This window comes from Butyrivibrio fibrisolvens (assembly GCF_023206215.1).
In the GTDB taxonomy this organism is placed as follows: domain Bacteria; phylum Bacillota; class Clostridia; order Lachnospirales; family Lachnospiraceae; genus Butyrivibrio; species Butyrivibrio fibrisolvens_C.
In genome coordinates this window covers 2,532,007-2,554,995 of the sequence record NZ_CP065800.1, presented here as the reverse complement: position 1 = coordinate 2,554,995, position 22,989 = coordinate 2,532,007, and the positions used below count along the sequence as shown (strand labels likewise).

At 41.0% G+C, this 22,989-nt stretch carries 17 protein-coding genes; 4 read left to right on the top strand and 13 right to left on the bottom strand.

Annotated features, from left to right (window positions below; all coding sequences use genetic code 11):
* Window positions 1–11: 11 nt before the first annotated feature.
* The 3 genes from I7804_RS10550 to I7804_RS10540 form a co-directional block, all read right to left on the bottom strand.
* On the bottom strand, window positions 12–2,036 hold the full coding sequence (locus I7804_RS10550; protein WP_248403340.1) for a GGDEF domain-containing protein: 2,025 nt from the start codon (window positions 2,034–2,036) through the stop codon (window positions 12–14).
* 421 nt (window positions 2,037–2,457) lie between these two features.
* Window positions 2,458–4,998, bottom strand: a complete 2,541-nt coding sequence (locus I7804_RS10545; protein WP_248403338.1) for a sensor histidine kinase — start codon at window positions 4,996–4,998, stop codon at window positions 2,458–2,460.
* A 45-nt stretch (window positions 4,999–5,043) separates the two neighbouring features.
* Window positions 5,044–5,754, bottom strand: a complete 711-nt coding sequence (locus I7804_RS10540) for a response regulator transcription factor (RefSeq protein WP_027208083.1) — start codon at window positions 5,752–5,754, stop codon at window positions 5,044–5,046.
* Window positions 5,755–6,045: 291 nt separating this feature from the next.
* Between I7804_RS10540 and I7804_RS10535 the strand changes: the two genes are divergently transcribed.
* Window positions 6,046–6,834, top strand: a complete 789-nt coding sequence (locus I7804_RS10535) for a Cof-type HAD-IIB family hydrolase (protein WP_248403337.1) — start codon at window positions 6,046–6,048, stop codon at window positions 6,832–6,834.
* 264 nt (window positions 6,835–7,098) lie between these two features.
* Here I7804_RS10535 and I7804_RS10530 read toward each other — a convergent pair whose 3' ends face one another.
* The 9 genes from I7804_RS10530 to I7804_RS10490 all read right to left on the bottom strand — a co-directional run bounded on the left by I7804_RS10530 (window position 7,099) and on the right by I7804_RS10490 (window position 17,501).
* Entirely contained in the window at window positions 7,099–8,172 is a 1,074-nt protein-coding gene (locus tag I7804_RS10530; protein WP_248403335.1) for a DUF2804 domain-containing protein, read from the bottom strand.
* 105 nt (window positions 8,173–8,277) lie between these two features.
* On the bottom strand, window positions 8,278–9,354 hold the full coding sequence (locus tag I7804_RS10525; RefSeq protein ID WP_051199407.1) for an iron-containing alcohol dehydrogenase family protein: 1,077 nt from the start codon (window positions 9,352–9,354) through the stop codon (window positions 8,278–8,280).
* A gap of 86 nt (window positions 9,355–9,440) precedes the next feature.
* Window positions 9,441–10,232 carry an ABC transporter ATP-binding protein gene (locus tag I7804_RS10520; RefSeq protein ID WP_248403334.1) on the bottom strand — a complete coding sequence of 264 codons (792 nt, stop codon included), beginning with the start codon at window positions 10,230–10,232 and terminating at the stop codon, window positions 9,441–9,443.
* Entirely contained in the window at window positions 10,225–11,118 is an 894-nt protein-coding gene (locus I7804_RS10515) for an ABC transporter permease (RefSeq protein WP_248403332.1), read from the bottom strand. Before I7804_RS10515 ends, I7804_RS10520 begins: the two co-directional genes overlap by 8 nt.
* Window positions 11,119–11,227: 109 nt before the next feature.
* Complete coding sequence (locus I7804_RS10510) at window positions 11,228–12,298, bottom strand: ABC transporter substrate-binding protein (protein ID WP_248403330.1); 1,071 nt, start codon at window positions 12,296–12,298, stop codon at window positions 11,228–11,230.
* Between the two features lie 375 nt (window positions 12,299–12,673).
* A complete protein-coding gene (locus tag I7804_RS10505; RefSeq protein ID WP_248403328.1) occupies window positions 12,674–13,708 on the bottom strand; it encodes an NAD(P)H-dependent glycerol-3-phosphate dehydrogenase in 1,035 nt (344 codons plus the stop codon).
* Between the two features lie 243 nt (window positions 13,709–13,951).
* Window positions 13,952–14,623: a glycerol-3-phosphate 1-O-acyltransferase PlsY gene (plsY, locus tag I7804_RS10500; protein WP_022754420.1), complete on the bottom strand. Its 672-nt coding sequence runs from the start codon at window positions 14,621–14,623 to the stop codon at window positions 13,952–13,954.
* Window positions 14,624–14,746: 123 nt separating this feature from the next.
* A complete protein-coding gene (der, locus tag I7804_RS10495; protein ID WP_248403326.1) occupies window positions 14,747–16,102 on the bottom strand; it encodes a ribosome biogenesis GTPase Der in 1,356 nt (451 codons plus the stop codon).
* A 16-nt stretch (window positions 16,103–16,118) separates the two neighbouring features.
* Window positions 16,119–17,501 carry a DUF512 domain-containing protein gene (locus tag I7804_RS10490; protein ID WP_248403324.1) on the bottom strand — a complete coding sequence of 461 codons (1,383 nt, stop codon included), beginning with the start codon at window positions 17,499–17,501 and terminating at the stop codon, window positions 16,119–16,121.
* Window positions 17,502–18,036: 535 nt separating this feature from the next.
* Between I7804_RS10490 and I7804_RS10485 the strand changes: the two genes are divergently transcribed.
* The 3 genes from I7804_RS10485 (at window position 18,037) to I7804_RS10475 (ending at window position 21,607) form a co-directional block, all read left to right on the top strand.
* Window positions 18,037–19,233 carry a ribose-phosphate pyrophosphokinase gene (locus I7804_RS10485; protein ID WP_022754423.1) on the top strand — a complete coding sequence of 399 codons (1,197 nt, stop codon included), beginning with the start codon at window positions 18,037–18,039 and terminating at the stop codon, window positions 19,231–19,233.
* 346 nt (window positions 19,234–19,579) lie between these two features.
* Window positions 19,580–20,323, top strand: coding sequence for a PDC sensor domain-containing protein (locus tag I7804_RS10480; RefSeq protein WP_248403322.1), 744 nt, complete (start codon window positions 19,580–19,582; stop codon window positions 20,321–20,323).
* Between the two features lie 114 nt (window positions 20,324–20,437).
* Window positions 20,438–21,607 carry a methyl-accepting chemotaxis protein gene (locus I7804_RS10475; protein WP_248403319.1) on the top strand — a complete coding sequence of 390 codons (1,170 nt, stop codon included), beginning with the start codon at window positions 20,438–20,440 and terminating at the stop codon, window positions 21,605–21,607.
* A gap of 155 nt (window positions 21,608–21,762) precedes the next feature.
* On the opposite strand, the gene I7804_RS10470 is transcribed toward I7804_RS10475, so the two are convergent.
* Window positions 21,763–22,932, bottom strand: coding sequence for a glycosyltransferase (locus tag I7804_RS10470; protein WP_248403317.1), 1,170 nt, complete (start codon window positions 22,930–22,932; stop codon window positions 21,763–21,765).
* Window positions 22,933–22,989: the final 57 nt, after the last annotated feature.

Below are 22,989 nucleotides of genomic sequence, written 5' to 3'. Positions count from 1 at the left end.
GGTAGCTTTTCCTACCCGCTTGCTTCCATCGCCTTTAACTTCTGTTTATTTTCATACATTTGCTTGTCTGCCCGTTCGAAGACTTCAGATACAAGATTGTCCTTATCCGGGTCATACTCAGCCATACCTGATGCTATGATTGCTCCCTCGCCCTTCTTCTGATTCTCAAGCACCTGGCTTCGAAGTTTTTCTAGAAGTTCATTCCTATTGGCATAGTCACTACCTCTGACAAATGCTACAAATTCATCTCCGCCGACTCTGAATACCGGACTGTGGGCGAATACAACACAAAGGAGCATCGCAGATGCCTTAATATACTCATCTCCTGCCACATGTCCAAGGGTATCATTGATCTTCTTAAGATTATTGGCATCACATACTACAATCGCATAAGGCAGGTAGTCCATACCTTGATCCATATTGTGCTGAACAGACTCTTCAAGCTCTTTATATGCGTTTTTGTTTTTAACTCCTGTAAGTTCATCGCGCCTTGCAAGCTCTTTCTCTGTCTTAAGAGCCATGAGATGCTCCTGCTCTTTTTTGACCTCCGCATCAATATTCTCAACGCCTATGATGAAATGGGTTCCATCGCTACTCTTACGGGCGATCATCCTGGTGTATTTGACAACGCCGGCTACTACTATCCTGTAATTAAGTGTGTAGCTTTTGTGAGTTTCTAAAGCTGTGATCATCTTGTCCTTATCAAGGAATTCTTTTACCATATCACGATCCTGCTCATGAATGATAAGGGGGATATTGGTATAGCTTTCTTCAAAGAACTCATCCCCGGACTGCCCCACCTGTAATTGCCCGAAGATATTGTTGATCTCAAAGCTGACATAGTTAGAATTCTCAATGACAACATAATATATAGCATCATAGTTGGATGCAAGACTTTCTGCTATCTGTCCGAAAGTAACAGTTTTCTTCTGAGTCTCAGAAATTTCTTTTTCTGCTCTAAGTTCATCTTCTATATCTTTTTCATACAAGATGATATGACTGCCATCGCCTGCCGGCATATATGTAAACAGGAAGAACCTCGGCGTATCTGCTACAACAACTCTGAATTTGAATGAAAATGATCTTCTGTCTTTGAGATTTTCACTTATCGCTTCTTTGGTAAAAAAGCTCTCGGCATACTCTTTATCTTCGGGATAAACTGAACGTTTTATATTAACTATAGCATCATGATAAAGATCTTTGCCTACATAGGATCTGTCCATAGAGTCATATTTGAGATTTCTTGCAAATTCCATATACTCTCCGGTCTCTATATCAAAATAGTATATAGCTTCATAATCCTGCGCCATCACTGATGCTATATTATCCTGGATCTTTTTCTCTTTTTTATGACCTGCTTCTACATATGAGTGAACCACGCAGGTTCCTACCATAAGTCCCATAATGTATAAAGGGAAAAATGATGCCAGTATCTGAAAGAACATTGACACACCAAAGATCAAACTCGATATAGCAACCGCCATATATCTGATACGTTTACGACCGGATGTTCTAAAGGCTACGAAAAGCTCGTATACAGAAATTATCACATAGTAAAGAAGTACAATAGTAAAGATCAGATATCTACCATGAGTAGCTACATATCTGTGATTTTCATCAAAATAGAAAAGTAAATGATAAAATCTATTTAACAGCAGGCTTATAAGGCCCAGAATAAACATGACCCATGTTGAATATAGAAGCACCTTGCCTCGGATGCGGCCATCCCTGTCAAGATAAGCTACTATATAGCGGGCCCAGGTCAACATAGTAAGGAGTATAAATATAAAATAGAATATGGAGATGGAGTATATTATAGAAAAAAACGAGGCAACATCATGATAATCGTATAATAATCCCCATAAGATCTCAGTAATATAAAAACCGTTAATAGAAGCAAGGAAATGGCTATAGCGTAGTTTGATCTGCTCTACCTGATCCTTGGTACCTGCTTTAAATCTAAAAGCTTTGATATATTCCCAGTTCAGTATTAAATTCACTATGAGCGCTAAAGCAGCAATCACCGAATAATACATACTGTATTTTTGCCTCCTGGGTATAGAGTGTATGCCCCTACCTGCTTGTTAATAAATCTATATAGCAAGCTTTATATTGATCATATTCTATACCATCATCATTACTTATATACGTTTTACAAAAACATCAATACTGCATATAGTATATCGGCAAGAAATTTAAATATGATTAGAAAAAAATCAGGAGCATGATAGATGGATTTTTATATTCTTCTTAGAGTCTGTTTGTATGAGCTAAGCAAGTTTCAGACCCTGGAATATAAAGATTCCGCTATCATGCCCTGATTAAACACATTCAAGATACGAAAATGCATTATATACTGTCCGCATCGGCGCTGCCTCAAAGGGTGGCATTTGTATGACAAGCGCGAAGCTGAAGTTATTCTATACCTATTTCTAAGCAATTAATAGATACAATCTTCTATGCAACGCTCTCCTTAACTACTTCGGGGAATGTTACATCTACTTTGAAGAGGTCTCCGTCAACGGTCAGTTCCATCTTGCCTCCCATGGACTCTGTAAGTGATCTTGCTATAGAAAGGCCAAGGCCGTTGCCTTCTGTATTTCTTGACATATCGCCTCTTACAAATCGCTCCATAAGTTCGTCTGCGGATATTCCAAGCTTATCTCTTGAGATATTCTTGAAGGTATATCTGACCATGCCACCATCTTCATTTAGTTCAACATAAGCTCTGGTGCCTTCCTGAGAATACTTGACTATATTGCTCATAAGATTGTCAAGGACTCTGAAAAGGTATCTGTTATCAGCTCTTACATATACATCTCTGTCAGGAATCTGGGTAACAACTGTGATGTTGCTGCCCTGAAGCCTGTCTTCAAATTCTCCTACTGACTGATTCAGAAGGACTCTTGCATTGACGCTCTCCATGTTGAACTTGATACTACCGGATGCTGCCTTGGAAGCTTCGATAAGGTCTTCTATTAGCTTTTTAAGTCTCTTGGCCTGCCTGTCAAGAACTTCAAGGTAGGATCTGGCTGTCTCATTATCAAAGTTTTCTTTTTGTAACAGATCTACATAATTGATAACAGAGGTAAGAGGGGTCTTGATATCGTGAGATACGTTAGTAATAAGTTCTGTCTTCATTCTCTCACTTTTCATGCGTTCGTTGACTGCTGTATTAAGGCCACTTCCTATCTTGTTAAGAGCATGACCATGCTCTTCAAGGTCTATGAGCATCTTAGTAGTATCAACTCTAACGTCCATGTTGCCGTCTGCCATATCAACTGCTGCCTTCTTGACTTTAGCATACTGTTTTAGAACCTTGATGATTATAGCTGCAAGAACTACTTTTTCCAAAAGCCAGAATAGCATCAGGGATTCCTTATCATCTATTACAGCGATAGACATGTATTCTACGAAAGCAATAACAAGGCACATACCTGCTATTCTGTATCCCCACTTGATAGAAGCAAGAACTGTCTTAATAGAATCTATGCCACGTCTTAATGGTCTTACCATTGCTCTTAGCATTTTATAGCACAGTGTATTACGAAATAGCTGTTTTCTCTTGAAATTGATAATGATGCTTTCAGCCCATAGTACTCCTGCATAGGCTCCTACAAATATTCCGATTCCAATGACCACAAGTCCATACTGACTGGTATTATAATCATAGCCTGCTGAATAATGAATCACAGCAATTGCCAGGCTTTCAACACAGCCAAAGATTACAAATGTAACCTCAATCGGAAAATCCGCCAGAATATCTGTGGATAATCTTCCGTGATCATCATAGTTGCCGGCTCTTATTACTAACAGTATAGATAATACCAGTACCAGTATACCTGAGATAACCATAAGCAGAGGAAGTGCAACATGAAGGACTGGTATGATCCCAAGATATCTTTGTGCCTGTACGAAGAAGCTGTCACGAGACTGATCCGGTCTTGGGAACGTGATCACTGTATACTGCTTGTATGAAGAATCCATAGTATATTCCATTACAGATGAGACTGTATCAAGAGTACATACGCTTAAATCTTCACTTCCAAGCTGATCATGAAGATCTGATAAGTCAGCTACATTGGAAAGTGACAATGCTCCGGAAGATTCAGTGCCGTAGAGTTCAAGAATATATCCGCTGTTATCATCTCCAAGTGCAGGATATGCCTTGCCATCAATGTAGAGTATTTTAGCATCACCGGATGTTGTAATGATGGACTCTGCAGGCAGCATCTGGTCTTCTTCATCTTCATTAATTACATTAGTTTCATTTTTTTCTTTTGAAGAGTCATCCTCTTGCGATGTCTGATTTTTATCATCAGCTGCAGCTGTAAATGAATGCTGGTTGGAGTCTTCCGGTACCTGGCTTGCCCAGATGCGGTCATAGATATTGGTAGTATTGTAAGTGCCGCCATCATCTGATGCCTTATAATTATAAGAGGTATCATTAAGTTCTATGAACTCCTCTCCGTCCCACACATATGCCTTCTGACCGACCATATCATAGCCGATACCCTTTATATCTTTTGGCTGATATTCTTCTATATCATAATTGTAAACTTCATTGCCATTTACAAACAAAAAGTCATATAGTTTTTCTGAAAGGTAAAACTCGCTGTCATCAGAAGTATATACATTGGTCATGTAATACTGGGCAGGAAGTTCCTGATCAAAATTCCTGTAAATATAAGTGCTGCTGTCATTAAGATCAAGATCCCCCAGATTGCCATTATCGGTCTCTATGATTCCGATATTACAGCCTTTTTCATTCATGAACTCTTCATTATAATCGCCGTCCTTATCAGAAAGGGCCCATATAGAATAATCATATGCTGCCTGATCCATAAGGAGTTTCTTTAGAGAAGTTCCTGAAGTATACATAAGTCCGCAGTCATCCAAAGCGTTAAGTATGACAATGCTTGAAATCATGATCATTAAAGAAACACATATACCTATTGTATATAACAGGTGCGAAGACCTCTTATAAACTTTACTCATCTTAATTACCTCCCTCATAAAGGTATTATTCATTAAAGATATTATTCATACTTCTATTTTGTATCCATGCCCCCAGACAGCTTTTAAAAATCTGGGATTGGCACTGTCGTACTCGATTTTCTCCCTGATATGGCGGATATGAACCGCAACACAGCTCTCTGCTCCTATAGCCTGATCATGCCATACAACTTCATATATCTTCTTAGGAGACAGAACTTCATTAGGATGCTGCATAAGGAGCTTAAGAATCTCAAATTCGATAGGCGTAAGATTAACAACATCACCGTCAAGGAGTACTTCCTTGGCCTTATCATCAAGCTCTATCCCGCCTATAACGATCTTGGAATCATCCCTTGCTTCTTTAACATCTGCCATGCAGCCAAGTTGTGTGTAGCGTCTTAGCATAGACTTAACTCTTGCTATAAGCTCAACAGGATTAAAGGGCTTGGTCACATAATCGTCAGCTCCTATGTTAAGTCCCATGATCTTGTCAGTATCTTCGCTCTTGGCTGTAAGAAGTATTATCGGCACATTAGAAATCTTACGTATAGCGGCCATAGCTGTGATACCGTCCATGACCGGCATCATGATATCAAGTAGAAGAAGGCTTACATCCTGGCCAGCTTCGCCTTTCATGATATCAAGAGCTTCTTTTCCATTAGATGCTGTAATAACTTCAAGACCTTCGCTCTCTAAATAGATTCTGATAGCTGCTACTATATCAGGTTCATCGTCACATATTAGTACTTTACTCATGGTATTATCAGAAAGTGTCCGGAATCCCTTCCGGGTACCTCCCATCTCTCCCCTCTTGTTTTGATCAAAACATTTTGTCCTGTTAAGGATAAAAAGGTTGTAACACGAAAACTATCTTGTTACATTGTACATTGTAGAACTCTAATCTTTAACTTCCAAGTAGGGAAATGTTTAAGATTTATTTAAGATGCCCAATACATAGTGAAGATTTGACAAAGCAACATATGTCTTTTAGAATTAAGAACATTGAGTTTGAAAATGTTCCATTTTCAAGAAAGTTAACCAGGATTTATGAAAAAATACGTATTTTTTGACATAGATGGGACCCTTTGGGACTTCCATCAGTTTATACCAGAGAGCACCAAAGAGGCCATAAAGCTTCTTAAAGACAATGGGCATGCAGCCTACATCAACACAGGCAGAGCCCGCTCCAATATCATTGAAAAGAGTCTCCTTGATCTTGGATTTGAAGGCATAGTCGCAGGGTGTGGCACTCATATCGAGAAAAATGGGAAAGTTATCTACGAAAAGCTAATGACAGATGAACAGATCACTCGCGCACTCAAGGTTCTGTCAGACAACCACATGCCTGTAGTCTTTGAAGGGCCTGAGAATCACTTCTTCAACGTAGAAGATTTCGATGAAGTAGGCGATCCATATGTTGAGATTTTGAAGGAAAGACTTGGTCCCATCGCAAAGTCTACTACTGAGATCCAAAAAGGAACAAGACTCAACAAGTTCAGTGCTGACATAAGCGAGCGAACTGACTTCGAAAAAGTCATGGCACTTCTTCCTGATTTTGACTTCATCAATCATAACGGCGTCATCATAGAGGCAATCCCAGAGGGCTACTCTAAAGGAACCGGTATTAAAGAGCTTATGGAGCTTGAGAATATCGATCTTGACGATGTATACGTAGTTGGCGATAGCATGAATGATATGGATATGTTCAGGCTTGCAAAGCACTCAATCTGCATGGGTAACGGAGATGAGCGCATCAAGGCTGTCGCAGAATATGTCACAACAGATATCCGTGAAGACGGAATCTACAACGGACTTAAACATTACGGGCTCATCTGAAGCCTTATAGCTCAATTAATATTATGAGGTAGGTGTCAAAAGTTCCTTTTGACACCTTATGACTAACGGATTGTTCCGTTTCTTCGAAACTCTCACAATCCTAAAACATTCGCAAATCCGCACTACGTGCTACTTTGCTCATGTTTTGCGGGTCATAAATTCATATTCGATTTCGAGCAAGCTCGAATCGAAATGACTTTTGACCCTTACGTCATATTATACGGAACGTCTCACTGGTGAATTCAAGTGAGACGTTCCGTATTTTCAATACTTATTATGTACTTTTTCTATAAAGCACAGCATATCCTGAATCTTAATAGTTGTGCCGTCGTCTAGTACTGCCACTCCGCTCATGCGGCCAAAAACCTGATGCTGATCGGATACTATCAGCTTGTAGTCAAGCTTGGCTGCTCTGTCAAGGACAGGACTAAAGGTCATATTGAACCTGTTATCGGATGATGTGATCTTCCACTTGTCCATATATTTAGGGCTGTCCATATCATACAGGCTCACATCACCGGGAATTTCTATATTAATATCATCAAGCTTATGTACTATGCCATCATAGATGATGACATTCTCTGTTGCTGCAGAGGTGTTGCCAAAGCCATATCCTATATTGAAACCGAAATCGTGACCGTCTATCCTGGCATTACCATTGCCCCAGTACCAGGTATTGTCATAGGTCCAGACACCTCTTCCCCAGTCAAGGGTTGCATAGTCCCTATCTCTATCAAAAGTATATGTTCTACCATCAAAGGTAATAGTGCCTGATGCCTTCATACAATTTATCTTCTGATTGTAATAAAAGGCGTGCTTTTCATCCCAGGGAGTTGCTATTACCATACTCTGCATCCCGGGATCTTCAAGTTTTATATCTGCCTTTAGCAATTTGCCATTGTTAAAGTCTTTGAAAGCGCATTTTATATGTCTTTCATTTTCATCTTTTTGATACAAAAGGCGTAGTCTGTCATTTTTAAAGTGTGAATTGCCAGCTTCAGAAGACTCCGGCATATGCATCCTGCCCATAGGAAAAAGATTAAGGACTGTCTGGGTATGCTCAGAAGGATTGTCTGACCCAAGATGAAGGAGCGATACTGACTGAAGACCTATATAGCCATCATCTGATATAGTGAATGCTGCAGCAAAGCTCTCATCTCCGCCGCCAATAGAATCATGGATTACAATATAATAGTCCCACTCCTTGATCCTATACTTTGGCGCACGTATCATATCCCTTTTGTACTGCCAGACAAGGCTTCTGGCCCAGCCGGGATTTACTATCTCGCCATCACTTCCAAGTAGCATCTGACTATCTGTGATCTCAATACTTCTCATATGCAGCCCCCTTTTTATAACAACAAACTTGTCACATAATGTTCGACTTACAATCCTGCGAATATACTAAAACCATAGATATAAATCATCACTTATTGCACTGTTTTATATTCCGGCAATCTTTCTAAGTACGTTATCATCAATTTTAAATGGCACAGATGAAAGCTTAGCCTTATTAGAGCATAGCTCTTCATAAGCTATCTCTCTATATTTAAGAGGTATCTCTTCCGGATTACATGCCTTTTTAAAAAGTTCATCAAGTTCGTCAGGGTCTTTTAGACCAGCTTTTCTCAAGATCCAGTCTCTGTCAGCCTTATCCATAGCTTTAAGGAACTCTGCCTGAAAGTAGCTGACGCTCTTACCATGAGGAATATTAAGTCCTATTGTGATAGGATAGCTAAGAGCGTGAGGGATAGTCGTACCTGTCTGAGCTATAGTCATTCCGGCCATAGTAGAGGCATCCATAAGATTCTGAAGATCTTCATCTGTAGCCTGTCTGTCGCCGCTTATCACATCTTTGACGCTGCGCCACAGCTCAAGTCCTGAAGATGCGCACATTCTGGTATAATCTGTAGCTTTTTTATGGACAAGTCCTTCTATCATATGTGCAAGAGAGTCCATAGCTGTATTACAGATAATAGATGATGGTGCGGTCTTTAGATATTTGCCGTCTACAAAAGCTACTGTCGGATACAGTTTATGTACGCTTGACTTCTTGGTCTTTAGGTCAAGTCTTGTAAGCACGGATACACCTGTAACTTCAGATCCTGTACCACAGGTTGTAGGTATCGCTGCAACAGGCAGCATATCAGAAGAAACAGAACTATCGTACAGGTATTCCCAGCTGCTATCTTTATGATACATCATAAGTGATATAGCCTTGGATGCATCAAGAGCTGAGCCTCCGCCTATGCCTATTACAAAGTCGCAAGCTTCTAAAACGCCATAGTCTCTTGCATCCATGATGCTCTCTACAGTAGGATTTTCATTAATGCCTTCATATACAGAATACTCTATTTTTGATTCTTTTAGTATATCTATTACATCATTATATGATCCGTTTTTCTTGGCAGATCCCTTGCCTGTTACGATCAAAGCCTTATGTCCAAGTCTTGTCAGATATTCCTTGTTATTTATAAGTGCATCCTTACCTGTAAAAACTCTTGTTGGTATATAAAACATGATATTTTTGTGCCTCCTGATTAGTCAGATATATTATGAGGTAGGTGTCAAAAGCTTCTTTTGCCACTTTTGACCCTTGCGTCATATTATACATCGCTAAGCAGCATTCTGTCGTTGGTAAGTTTCTCTCCAGCTTTGTCTTTAAAGAGCTGGAGCAGGTCTTCTACTGTGGTTGATGCTCTCTTATCACCCTCTACATCATAGATGATCTCACCATCATTCATCATGATAGTACGGTTTCCCAGTTCAAGTGCTGACTGCATATTGTGAGTTATCATAAGGCAGGTGATGTTGTTCTTCTCTATTACGTCTTTGGTTATATCAAGAACCTTCTGGGCAGTAGCAGGATCAAGCGCCGCCGTATGCTCATCCAGAAGGAGGAGTTTTGGCACATTATAGGTTGCCATAAGAAGAGTCAGAGCCTGTCTCTGTCCTCCTGACAAAAGACCTACCGGATGCTTCATCCTGTCTTCTAATCCCATTCCAAGAAGCGAGAGTCTTTCTCTGAACTCCTTTCTGTCACGACTTGTCATGTGGGAGAACCACCCTCTTTTACCTGATGCCAGGTAGAGGTTATCCTCGATGCTCATGGACGGCGCCGAGCCTTTCATGGGATCCTGAAAAAGTCTTCCTATCTCCTCTGCCCTTTTGTGCTCAGACATTCTGGTTATATCAGTGCCGTCCAAGATGATACTGCCGCTATCTACGCCGAATACACCGCTTATAGCATTTAAAAGGGTGGACTTACCAGCTCCGTTGGAGCCGATGATACTGATAAAGTCACCTTTTTTCACTTCAAGATTAATATTGCCAAGGGCCTTTTTCTCATTGACAGTGCCCTTTCCAAAAGTCTTGTTAACAGACTGTAGTTTAAGCATGTGCCGCTCCTTTCTTCCTCATCTTACCCAGGAAGTAAGGTCCGCTTATTGCCATGATGACAATTATGGAGGATACAAGCTTCAGCATAAAGGCCGGCATATTAAGCCTTAAAGCCATGGTATAGACAAGTCTAAAAAATATTGCTCCGATCACGGCACCAACAACGCCATAACCTACACCTTTATTGCGGAAAAAGAGTCTGCCGATAAGTAGGGATGCAAGTGCTATTGTGAGCATACCTGTTCCGATGTCTATGTTGGCAGACTTGTTGTACTGAGCCAAAAGGCATCCTGAAAGGGCTGTCAGGCAGTTGGACAGGCACAGGCCTGTGATGGTGATAGCCACTGTATTGATGGATGAAGATCTGACCATATCCGGATTATCTCCGGTAGCACGAAGCGCAAGTCCCAGTCTGGTTCTAAGGAATGCTACTATGCAGATCATAACAATAATAACTATTAGAGTTATGGCTATAAGCTTAGCATAAGGATCCAGCACACTTCCTTCTGTAAGGCTTGAAGCAAAAGAGAAAATGTTATCTGCACTGTTTAGATTAAGCAGTGATGATTTGCCCATAACAGCTATATTAATTGAATACAAACCTGTATTAACAGTAATACCAGCCAGCAGGCTGTCCACACCCATCTTGGTCTGTAAAATAGCTGTCACAAATCCGGACAGCATGCCTGTCAGCATAGCTGCCGGGAGGGCCAGAAAAGGATGGCCTGACAGTGTTACCACTGCTCCCACTGCAGCGCCCAATGTGAATGCGCCGTCTGTAGACAGGTCGCACACATTCAGCATGGTATAGCTTAAATATAAGGATAATACTGTAAGAGAACTGATAAGACCCAGCTCAACAGCAGTTTGGATAAGAGATGTCATATTAACCTCATGTCGCGAGTGAATTAGTAATTAATGGTCCAAATAGGCGTAGCTCGCACCGCCAATTCGGGGAAGTAAAATCTTTAAACTCCCTTTAACCTTAGTATGATCATTCAAAGTTCTCTGCAGTCTTGATGGTCTGTATAGAAGAAGCATACTCTCCAAAAGCTTCCTTAGCATCATCCAGAGTCATGCCCATAACATCCATCATATCTTCATTGAGAGTTACAATACCATTGTCAAAAGTCTTAACCGGAATACTTGCAGGATCCTGCTGTTTAAGAAGAATCTCAGCGGCCATATCAGCTGTCTCTATGCCAAGGTTAGCATAGTTAACACCAAATCCAAGGAATGCTCCGTTAAGTGCAAAGGAATCGGCTCCGCAGTAGTGAGGAATCCCTGCCTCGCGGAAGATCTCATAGATAGAGAGCTCTGCTGTCATTATGGTATTGTCTGTAGGTGTGAATACGGCCTCTGCGCCTTCAGATACAAGAGCATTAGCTGCAAGAGTAACTTCTTCTACATTGGTTCCTGTCTGCTCGATGATCTCAATACCCTTAGCTTCAAGGAATGTCTTGGCATCGTTTATTGCTGTTGTGGATGAATCCTGACCTGCATCATAGAGAAGGCCAACCTTGGAGATATCAGGATTTGCCGCAAGGATCATGTTCATGATAGCTTCTGTATTAAGCAGATCAGATGTTCCTGTTATATTACTTCCTGGAGCATCTAAAGATGCTACAAGACCTGCGGATACCGGATCTGATACAGCTGAAAATACAACCGGGATATCCAGCCCCTCAGTAGCGCCCTGCATAGCCATTGCAACAGGTGTTGTAACGCCTATCATAAGATCTACATTATCAGCCTGGAAGTTGGCAATGATCTGGCTTAATACATTGGCATCAGCGTTAGCATTGTCGTATTTGATGTTGAACTTAACGCCTTCCCTTTCTGCAATAACATCAAGTTCACTCTGGATATTGTCTACGATCTGATTAAGGGATGCGTCGTCTACATAATTGCAGATTCCGATGGTGTACTCTTTAGTACCGTCGCCTGCCTGTGTGTCAGAGCCTGCATTTTGGGTGCCTGATTTTTGGCAGCCTACGAGGGCAAAAGCCATAGCTGCTGCCATTCCCAGTGACATAAGTTTCTTGGTAATCTGTGTTTTTTTCATTTTGATCCTCCTTATAGATCTGTGTCTCGGAGCAGATTCCCAATAAACAAAAAATCTGCCCCATGCATTGTTTAAAATGCCGGGACAGATAAAATAATCATCTGCGGTGCCACCCTGCTTGACGTCTACGACGCCCACTTAACGCATACTAACATATGCTGACCTTTGATCACGGGGAGTCTGCCCCGTCGCCCATACTTAAGTTTACACTCTTTCTGTTTGCCCTTGGAAGTCCATTCGCCGTTATGCTGCATATCGCACTCTCACCATCTGCGACTAGCTGGGATGCTCACATATCGGTTACTTACTCTTCCGCATCGGTTTATTAGTTTAAAGTATAGAAGTCAAAAATGCTTTTGTCAAGAGAATGTCGGGTCAAGCCTCAGGGAATTCAATCTTATGACTCTCAACCTTCTTGTCCCTGAGCATAAGGTCTGCTACTGCTTCCTTGGCAGGCTTGTTATTGAAGAGGACTTCACACACCTGCTCTACAATAGGCATCTCTACGTCAAAGAGTTTAGAGAGTTTAAGGGCAGCTTTTGCAGAGTATACGCCTTCTACTACCATGTGTACTTCGTCCATTGCTTCCTGCATAGTCTTGCCCTGACCTATGAGGATTCCGGCTCTTCTGTTACGGCTGTGCATTGAAGCGCATGTAACGATAAGGTCACCAATTCCGGATAGACCTGCAAAGGTTTCAAAATGACCACCAGCAGCGATGCCAAGTCTTGTGATCTCTGTGATTCCTCTTGTGATAAGAGCTGCCTTGGTATTATCTCCATAGCCAAGGCCGTCTGCTATACCTGCTGCAAGTGCGATGACATTCTTGCAGGCTGCGCCTATTTCTATGCCCTTCATATCAGGACTTATATATACTCTAAAGACTTCGTTCATGAAGACATTCTGAAGCCTTACTGCTACGCTTTCTGAGATAGCGCCTACTACGATAGTTGTAGGAACTCCTTTACCTACTTCCTCTGCATGAGATGGCCCTGATAGAACAGTTATATTTTTTCTCGGGAAGTCATTGCCAAGAACGTCGTGAATGACCTGGCTCATGACAAGAAGTGAGCTTTCTTCGATACCTTTAGAGCAGTTAACGATTATCTGATCGTTACTGATATAGGGCTTCATAAGCTCCATAGTATCTCTAAGGTGTGCTGATGGAACTACAAGAACAAGAATGTTCTTACCGGTAACAGCTTCTTTTATATCTGATGTAAATAATACAGAATCCGGAAGTACTACTCCCGGAAGCTTATCTTTATTTTCATGATCTTTTTGAAACTGGTCTGCAGCTTCTTTTCTTCTGGTCCACACTGTCACGTCGTGTCCGTTATTAGTAAGAAGATATGCAAGGGCTATTCCCCAGCTGCCTGCACCTATGATTCCGATGTTTTCTTTTTTCATAATTTAACCTCATGTCGCGAGTGAAACGAGTGACTAATGGTTCAAATTGATGGAGCTCGCGTCATCAATTTGGGTTTGAAAGTGGAACACTTTCAAACTTAACCTCCTGTCGCAAGTAAAACCAGTGACTAAAAGAGCCAATTCCTACTTAACCACTTTAGTCTCCATATACAAATGTTCAGTTATAAGGCAAAAAGGCCAAAAGTCATATAAAATACGATCTTTTGACCCTTCTTCATATTATCAGTCAACTTTATTCTTTTTGAATATATAAGTTTTTCTCTCTTCGCCTTTTATAAGCTTTACAATATTGCTTCTATGTCTGTAGAATGCAAGTACAGCCATGACTATAGCAACGATATACATCTCTATCTTGTCAGGTGTGGCCATATCAGCAAATCCAAAGAGTCCCAACTGACCTTCTATCACAAGAAGAGCTATGAAACCCACATAGATAGCAAGTGATCCAAGTGATACATAATGAGTTATATTAAAAAGTACCAGGAACACGATAAGGAACATCGGTATAAAGCTCCAGTGGAATGCGATAACGAATCCGCAGGTAGCAGCTATTCCTTTTCCTCCCTTAAAGTTCATATAAAAAGGAAAATCATGTCCCAGAATTGCTCCAAATGCTGTATATATTTTTAATAAATACATGTGTTCCGGATACATGGATCCAAAGATCCAACCCACGAGCCATACTGCTATAGCACATTTAAGCATATCTCCGAACAAGACTGTAAATCCTGCCTTAGGACCAAGGACACGGAGTGTATTGGTCGTACCTGCATTACCGCTTCCGTGCTTTCTGATGTCAATTCCTTTCATCTTCCCATAAAAATATGCTGTCTGGATCATTCCAAATGCATATCCAATCACTAGACATATGAGTCTGAGAACTACCATATTCATTTTAAGTCTCCCATAGAACGAGTATTTTATATCTTAATCTGCTGATATCAGCACATACATGATGTGCTTTTATCATTGTCAGGATCTCAGCCATCAGTCACTTTCTTTGCTCGTGACATGAGGTTATTTATGATTACCCTTTACAGAGTTATCCCCTTTGCGCTCACGGATGATGAACTTAAGAGGTGTTCCGGCAAAGCCGAAAGCTGCTCTTACCTGATTCTCGATATAACGGGTATATGAGAAGTGCATGAGCTTCTTTTCATTAACGAAGATTACAAATGTCGGCGGCTTAACTGCAACCTGAGTCATATAGAAGACTTTGAGTACTCGTCCCTTGTCTGACGGTGGCTGCTGCATTACGAGTGCCTGCATGAGGATCTCGTTGAGTACACCTGTTGCTACACGCATTGAGTGGTTAGCATATACTGCATCTATCATGTCATAGAGCTTTATAAGTCTCTGACCTGTCTGAGCTGATATGAAGAGAATCTCTGCATATGGCATGAATGACAGAGTCTGTCTAACCTTCTTGGTAAAGTCATTGACAGAGTGATTGTCCTTCTCTATAAGGTCCCACTTATTAACAGCGATGATGACTGCCTTACCGTTGTCATGAGCGATACCTGCGATCTTGGCATCCTGCTCTGTTACGCCTTCATCAGCATTTATAACAACTACGCATACATCTGCACGCTCTACAGCGCTGACTGTACGAACCAGCATGTACTGCTCCAGGTGCTCTTTGATCTTATTATGACGTCTGATTCCGGCTGTATCGATGAAGGTATACTTCTGTCCGTTGTGAGTGATCTCTGTATCGATGGCATCTCTTGTGGTACCTGCAACATCTGATACGATGAGTCTGTTCTCACCGATGAGCTTGTTGATGATACTGGACTTACCAACATTGGGCTTACCGATTATGGCAACCTTGATATTGTCATCGTCCTCTTCTTCAGAAGTCTCTTTCTCCTGCGGGAAATGCTTGACAACTTCTTCAAGCATATCACCTATGCCCTGCTGGTTGGCAGCAGAGATTGGCACAGGATCACCGATTCCGAGGTTATAGAACTCGTATACATCAAGGCTGTCACGCTTATAGCTATCAACCTTATTAACTGTAAGAACTACAGGCTTGCCGCTTCTGCGGAGCATATCTGCAACCTGAGCATCAGCATCTGTAACGCCCTGCTTGAGGTCGCACAGGAAGATGATAACATCAGCTGTCTCAATGGCGATCTCTGCCTGCTGACGCATCTGAGCAAGGATCACATCCTTGGAATCAGGCTCTATACCGCCTGTATCTATAAGAGTGAATACTCGTCCAAGCCACTCTACGTCCTGATAGATACGGTCACGTGTTACGCCGGGGGTATCTTCTACTATGGATATTCTCTTACCGGCAAGTGCATTAAAAAGTGTGGACTTACCTACGTTAGGTCTTCCGACTACTGCTACTATCTGTTTTCTAGTCATTATATTTCCTCCATGACTACAATCTAAAGCCATTCTCTGACAATCTGAAAAGTCTGTCTATTAGATCGTCGCCTTCATTTCTGATTATCTCTATATCTATACCAAGTTTTTCTTCTATCTGAGGGACTGTGATATCATCCAGCAAATAGTTCTCTCCGGCACGAAGGATATTCTGCGGGAGAAGGAGCTTATCTCCAAGTTCTCTGCCTTCAAGCTGACCTATGATATCCTGTCCTGTGAGAAGGCCTGTAACTGTGATGCCTTCACCGAAGAAGTGATTGATTATCTCAGCACAGTTAACCTTAAGACCGCTACAAAAAGCCATCGCTTCATCCATCATATCAACGATATAAGGATGTATCAGCTTACCTGAGACAACTGTGTAAGTATACTTAAAATTTTTCAAATAATCAAATAGTTTTTGATCACTTGCTGCTGCCTTCTTAAGTGCATCCAGCGATTCGTGGAAGTCGTCCAGAAGGAGTCTTACCATTCCTACGCCGTTCTCAAGCTGTCCATAGCCGTCATACAGTGATGCCGGCGGTATCGGAAGACCTGCTATCATGAACCACTCATCAGATGCATGTATAAAGTGGTCGCCTGTCTCTTCAAAGCTCTTCTCCTGCCAATAGGTGATCTCTTCTACTACTTTCCTTGCTTCCTCCATACCAAAGGGCTCTAATGGGAAAAGACCCTCACGAAACTTGGAAAGACCTACAGGTACGATAGATACGCTCTTTAGACTGGGTCTATAACTGTAAAGATCTGACAGGCTTCTGTGAAGCTCTGCCCCGTCATTGATTCCTTTACACAGAACTATCTGAGCGTTAAGCTCTATTCCGTACTGGGGATCACATAGCTTTTTGAACTTCTCAAGAGCCTGACCTGCAAAGCGGTTATTGAGCATCTTGCATCTAAGCTCAGGGTTGGTCGTCTGTATAGATACGTTAATAGGTGATAAGTGATACCTTATGATCCTGTCTACATCTGCATCTGACATATTGGTAAGTGTTACATAGTTACCTTGAAGAAATGACAGTCTTGAATCATCATCCTTAAAATATAGAGTCTCTCTCATGCCTTTAGGCATCTGATCTATAAAGCAGAATATGCACTTGTTATGGCATGACTTGTAATCATCCATAAGACCGTTGTCAAAGATTATGCCAAGGTCTTCGTCATCATCCTTTTCAATCTCCAAAAGCCAGGGTTCACCATCAGGCTTTTCTATAAGGACATTGACTTCACTGTTTTCTGTAAGATACTGATAGTCAAAAATATCCTTGATCTCCTGATCATTAATTGCTATAAGCCTGTCCATCGGTTCTATGCCGACTTCTTCGGCTATACTTCCGGGCCTTACATCTCTTATAAAGTGGCCTTTAAAATCTTTTTCCATAAAAATCCTTAGAATTAAACATAACAAAATCACTTAATAATAGGATCTGTTCAAAAAGCTCATATATCACTATTAAAAAGCAATAACTAATAACTATATTTCTAAATCCTGGTGTGCTGGCTCATTCATATTTGATTAAATATGAACGAGTCAGTACACTACTATTATCCTCTACATATAGTAAAAAAATAATACATTATCAATGCGCAGAAATACTAAACATCTGCGCACACAGGACTATTTTAACATGAATAGCCTTGACGTGCCACTGCCTAAATGATAAAACATAGTACGGAAGGTTCATAACTAACTATGAATTCTGTATAATATTTATGACATAAAAGTCAAAAGAATCTTTTGACACCACCTCATATTTAAGGATTTTATGCATTTATATTCCGGAATTAGTAGAGTGTTAGACCGCAAAATTTTTCACTATAGTGATAAGATAGGGAATACTCACAGATCATCTATAGTCATCTAAAGCTAGTTCCCTTTTCTTCTTAACTATTATTTTTCGAAATGGAGAATAAAAATGCCAGATTTTCAGCAGCTCGAAACTATGATCCCCGTTGCACCTCTAAAACTTGTAGTCCTTGACTCAGCTCTTGAACTTGGAGACAAGGTAGATAAATATCTTGTTGATTTCAGGAACAATATGCACAAGGTTCCCGCAGGCGATCCTGCTTTCAAGGGATATGTGCAGGACAGCTACAAAGTCATTCCTAAACTCGACAGATTCGCTTCAGGTGAAGCCAAGGCTTCTCTTAACGATTCCATAAGAGGTGATGACCTCTTCATCCTCATGGACGTTGTCAACTACAACTGCCCTTACAAGATGAATGGTTTTACCAACTACAAGTCCCCTGATGATCATTATCAGGATCTTAAACGTGTTATCGCTGCTGCCAACGGCAAGGCTAAGCGACTTAATGTTATCATGCCTTTCCTGTATGTAGGTCGTCAGCACAGAAGAACTCAGCGTGAGTCGCTTGATGCAGCTCTTATGTTCAAAGAGCTCGCAGATATGGGTGTCAAGAACTTCATCACTTTCGATGCTCATGATCCCAGAATTTCCAACTCTGCTCCTCTTAATGGTTTTGATAACTTTATGGCTACTTATCAGTTCATGAAGGAGCTTCTTTTTAATATCGATGATCTTATCGTTGACAAGGATCACCTTATCGTGATCAGCCCCGATGAAGGTGCCCTTGACAGAGCTGTATATTTTGCCAACGTTCTGGGCGCAGATACAGGTATGTTCTATAAGCGTCGTGACTATGCTCACGTTGTCAACGGAACCAACCCTATCGTAGCTCATGAGTTCCTTGGTTCCAATATCAAGGGCAAGGATGTCATCATCGTAGATGATATGATATCATCCGGTGCTTCTATGATAGATACAAGTAAGCAGCTCAAAGAGATGGGCGCAAAAAGAGTATTTATCGCCTGCACATTTGGCCTTTTTACAGATGGTATGGACAAGTTTGATGATGCTTATGAAAGACGCGAGTTCGACTACATCATCTCAACCAACCTCACATATCAGAACCCTGAGTATATGAGACGCCCTTATTATCTGGTTGCAGATATGAGTAAGTACATCGCTACTATCATCGATTTCGTCAACCACGATGCATCAACAAGCAATATCCTGATCCCTACTTCCAAGATCCATGAGATCGTTAAGAAGTACAACGAAGGCGATCACACTCTTTCAGAGCTTAGATGATACAGGTGTAGATATCATAAAATAAATATATCGTTATATAATAGCGAACAGTCTTGTTGGTTCTCTTTCATCTTTTCCAGTATTATCGTCGCCAAATAATTCGACTTATCTGATGACATTATTTAGGAATAGATAGAAAAGATTGGTATGCTGACTCATTCATATTTGATCAAATATGAATAGGTCAGCACGCCGGACCAGCTTTAGATTGTTCGCTTTTTTGATTTTAATACTCAACACTTCCACTTGAAAATATCAACAAATTATTTAAACGTATTAATTTACATCATGTTTTCTCCGATATACATCATGCTTCTACCCAATATTTATTTTATGGAGGTATATTATGTCGGAAGAGATCAAGAAGGATACTTCTAAGACCAAACTCAAAAAGAGTGTTAGCAAGTCTCTAATGCTTGTACTATTACCAATCACAGCCATTGCAATCATGTTTATAATTCTTTTTTTAAGTAGTCAGGCTCAGCTTACTATAACCAAGCTTGCAAAATCCGATCTTCAGGACGAAACATCTACCAATGCCTGGAAGATAGCTAATGATATGACTACGATCACCAGCGCTCTTAACGCATATGCAAGAGGTATTGAAAGCATAGACTTTGAGTCTCTTGATCAGATGCAAGATTATCTGGCTACATCCGTTGGTGTCTGGAATGATGCTGCATATGGCGTATATGTTGGTTTTGAAGATGATACCTATGTATTTGGTGATGCGACTATAACTCACGACTCTTCCTGGCATCCTACAGAGAGAGGCTGGTACAAGGACGGTCTTGGCAAGACGACTCCTTTTGACGGTGAGCCTTATATAGATACTGGTGTCGGCGGCTTGTGCGTTACCATAAGCAGAGAACTCACCTCAGCATCCGGCAAGAAGGGCGTTATTGCCATCGATGTATACCTCGATGCTCTGGTAGAAGAAATATCTTCTCTTACACCTCTTGAAACAGGACGTTCTTCTCTTTTGACAGGTGATTATATAGTCTATTACAGCAATACTGATTATAATGGTCAAAAAGTTTCTGATACAGGTGACTCCTACCTACAGGAACTCCTATCATATGCAGAGTAAGGAAGCTCGGATGTTATATCACTTGAAAGATATGGCATCAATAATTATGTATATTGTGAGCCTGTAGAAGGCACTAACTGGATCCTGTTCTCATCTGTTGCAGAAGATGATGTTATGGCAGATTTTAATAAATTCAGAGCAATCTGCTATGTACTTATGATCGCTACTATACTTGTTATAGCCGGTGTTGTAATGTTTGCTATAAACAAGATCATATCAAAACCTGTAAAAAATCTCGCATCCCAGATTGTAGAGATATCACATGGTAACTTTACTGTTAATCTTCCAAAAGGTAAGGGTGATGAGATAGGCCTTATACAGGATGAGATGTCAACATATGTATCTACTATGAGAGATACCATAAGTCAGATACAGAACACTTCAAAAGAGCTTGGCGAAGAAGCCGAGCTAAGCCGTGAAGCATCCAGCAAGCTCAACTCTCAAGCTAGAGAGCAGTCTGTTTCTATGGGTCAGATAAGAGAGACGATGGATGGTATGTCCCAAGCTGTATCAGAACTGGCCACCAATGCTACAGAGCTTGCTCAGGCAATCGGTGAACTTACAGAAAAGGGTAAAGCAGCTAACAATGTCATGAATTCTCTTGTATCCACTGCTGATACAGGTCAAAGTGATATGAAGAGCGTCGAATCCAATATGTCTCATATCAAGGATTCTATGGCTGATATGAATGATGTTGTTACAAGTGTAGATGAATCCGCTCAGCAGATAACCAAGATTGTCGAGATGATAACCAATATCTCAGATCAGACCAATCTTTTGTCCTTAAACGCTTCTATAGAGGCTGCACGTGCAGGAGAAGCCGGAAAAGGCTTTGCTGTTGTAGCTTCAGAGATTGCCAAGCTTGCTTCTGAAAGCGGCGATGCTACCAAAGAGATCGAGAAGATCATATCTGATATAACAGGTCAGATTTCTTCTCTATCCGAAAAATCTCATGCCAATATGAATGCCATCGAAGAAAGCAGCGAAGCTGTCTCCACTGCCGGTAACACTTTTGCAAATATTGTTGATGAACTTGGCCGAACCGGTCAGACTATGAGCGAAATGCTCAACATGATGAATAATGTAGACGGAATCGCTACATCAGTAGCTGCTATATCAGAGGAACAGTCTGCAAGTTCCGAAGAAGTCACTGCTACTACAGAGACACTTGCAGAAAGTGCCCAGGCTGTATCTGAAGAAAGCGAAGGCGTTGACAAGAGCGCAGTTACTGTATCACAGTCTGCTACTTCTATCAGCAATGCTTTAAGCGTATTCAAAATATAGTATTAAAAATATATAATTAGTATATAGTCTCAAATATTACTATCGCTAAGCACGACCCTCGTTTCTGATATATGGTATGCCCCCTCCTTACTGTACTCCCCGGTAAGAGGGGGCATATTGTTTGCGATCAATCGAGAAGTTTTAGTATATTACAATCACTTGGTGATAGTACATGCACAGCTCTCACACAGCATAGCCGCAAAGGCTTCATAGCTGCAGCTATCTATTGTTCTAGTGTAGGCTTCTCCTACCAGCTTCTGGGCATAATCTGTATCACGAAGCACCTTCCCTATCTTATCAGACAGATCTTCGAGTCTTTCAAGGCTAAAGCTAACATATGAATCACCAAGAAGCTCATCAAGCGCAGAAGTCTCGTCGCTTAGGATTACAGCTCCGTGTCCTGCTGCCGTTAGTACTCTGTCATGTATCCCGTCTTTAAACCAGGGCATGACATTCAGTATGATCTTGGCATCATAAGCCATGTCAACAGATCTGTGATAAGTAACTTCAGGGATTATCTCGAGGTTATCATATGGAGTATTGTCATAGCGCCTCAAGCTGTTCCAGCCATGTCCGCATACGCTTAGCTTTATCCCTGCATTAAGAATAGCTCTTACAACTATATCTCTGGCCCAGGCCGCCGCAGCTGCATCTGCCATATGATAATAATGCATGAACTGCCTGAAAATCTTATCTGGGATCTTTTTTTCTCTTGTTTCCAAGAATCTTGTCATGGCATCTTCCATGGTAAGATTAGTATCAGCCTGCATATAACTGAGTATCTCGAAGACATCTCTTCTGGCATCAGGATTCATCCCTGATAGCTTCCTTTGAACATGTTCAAAGGAGGTATAGGTTCCTGTAAAGAGTATACCTATCCTTCTATCTTTTATACTTATGATATCTCTTTCATCTGAAGGCATCATAGGAAGCGGGGCATAAGATACACTTTTAAGCTCCGGGTAGAATCTTTTAAGATATGCTGCATGTCTTCTATCTATACAGACTACATGCTGTGATACATTTTGTGATAACTGATCATGGAAATATAGTGGATGATCAAGAAGATAATTAATGAATGGCCCGTCAAGAGCGCTTAAGACAGGCGTGCCGTCATCAAGCCTCTTGTCAGGCATAGTAGAATTAAAGTCTATGATCGCATCATAACTCTTACCGGTGAAGATCCTTATGTTAGCACTCTTGCTCTCGTCAAAAACATCTACGTCTGCCCCGCACCTTCTAAGTGCGTGATAGAGGCAGTCCGTAAATGTATATAAAGATTCGTAACTGGTTCCCTTAGATCTAATCAGCAGAAATCTCCCCATAAGCTCTCCCCCGGCAAGATTTTCAAATCTTCAAATCTGCAAATTTTAAATTTTCGA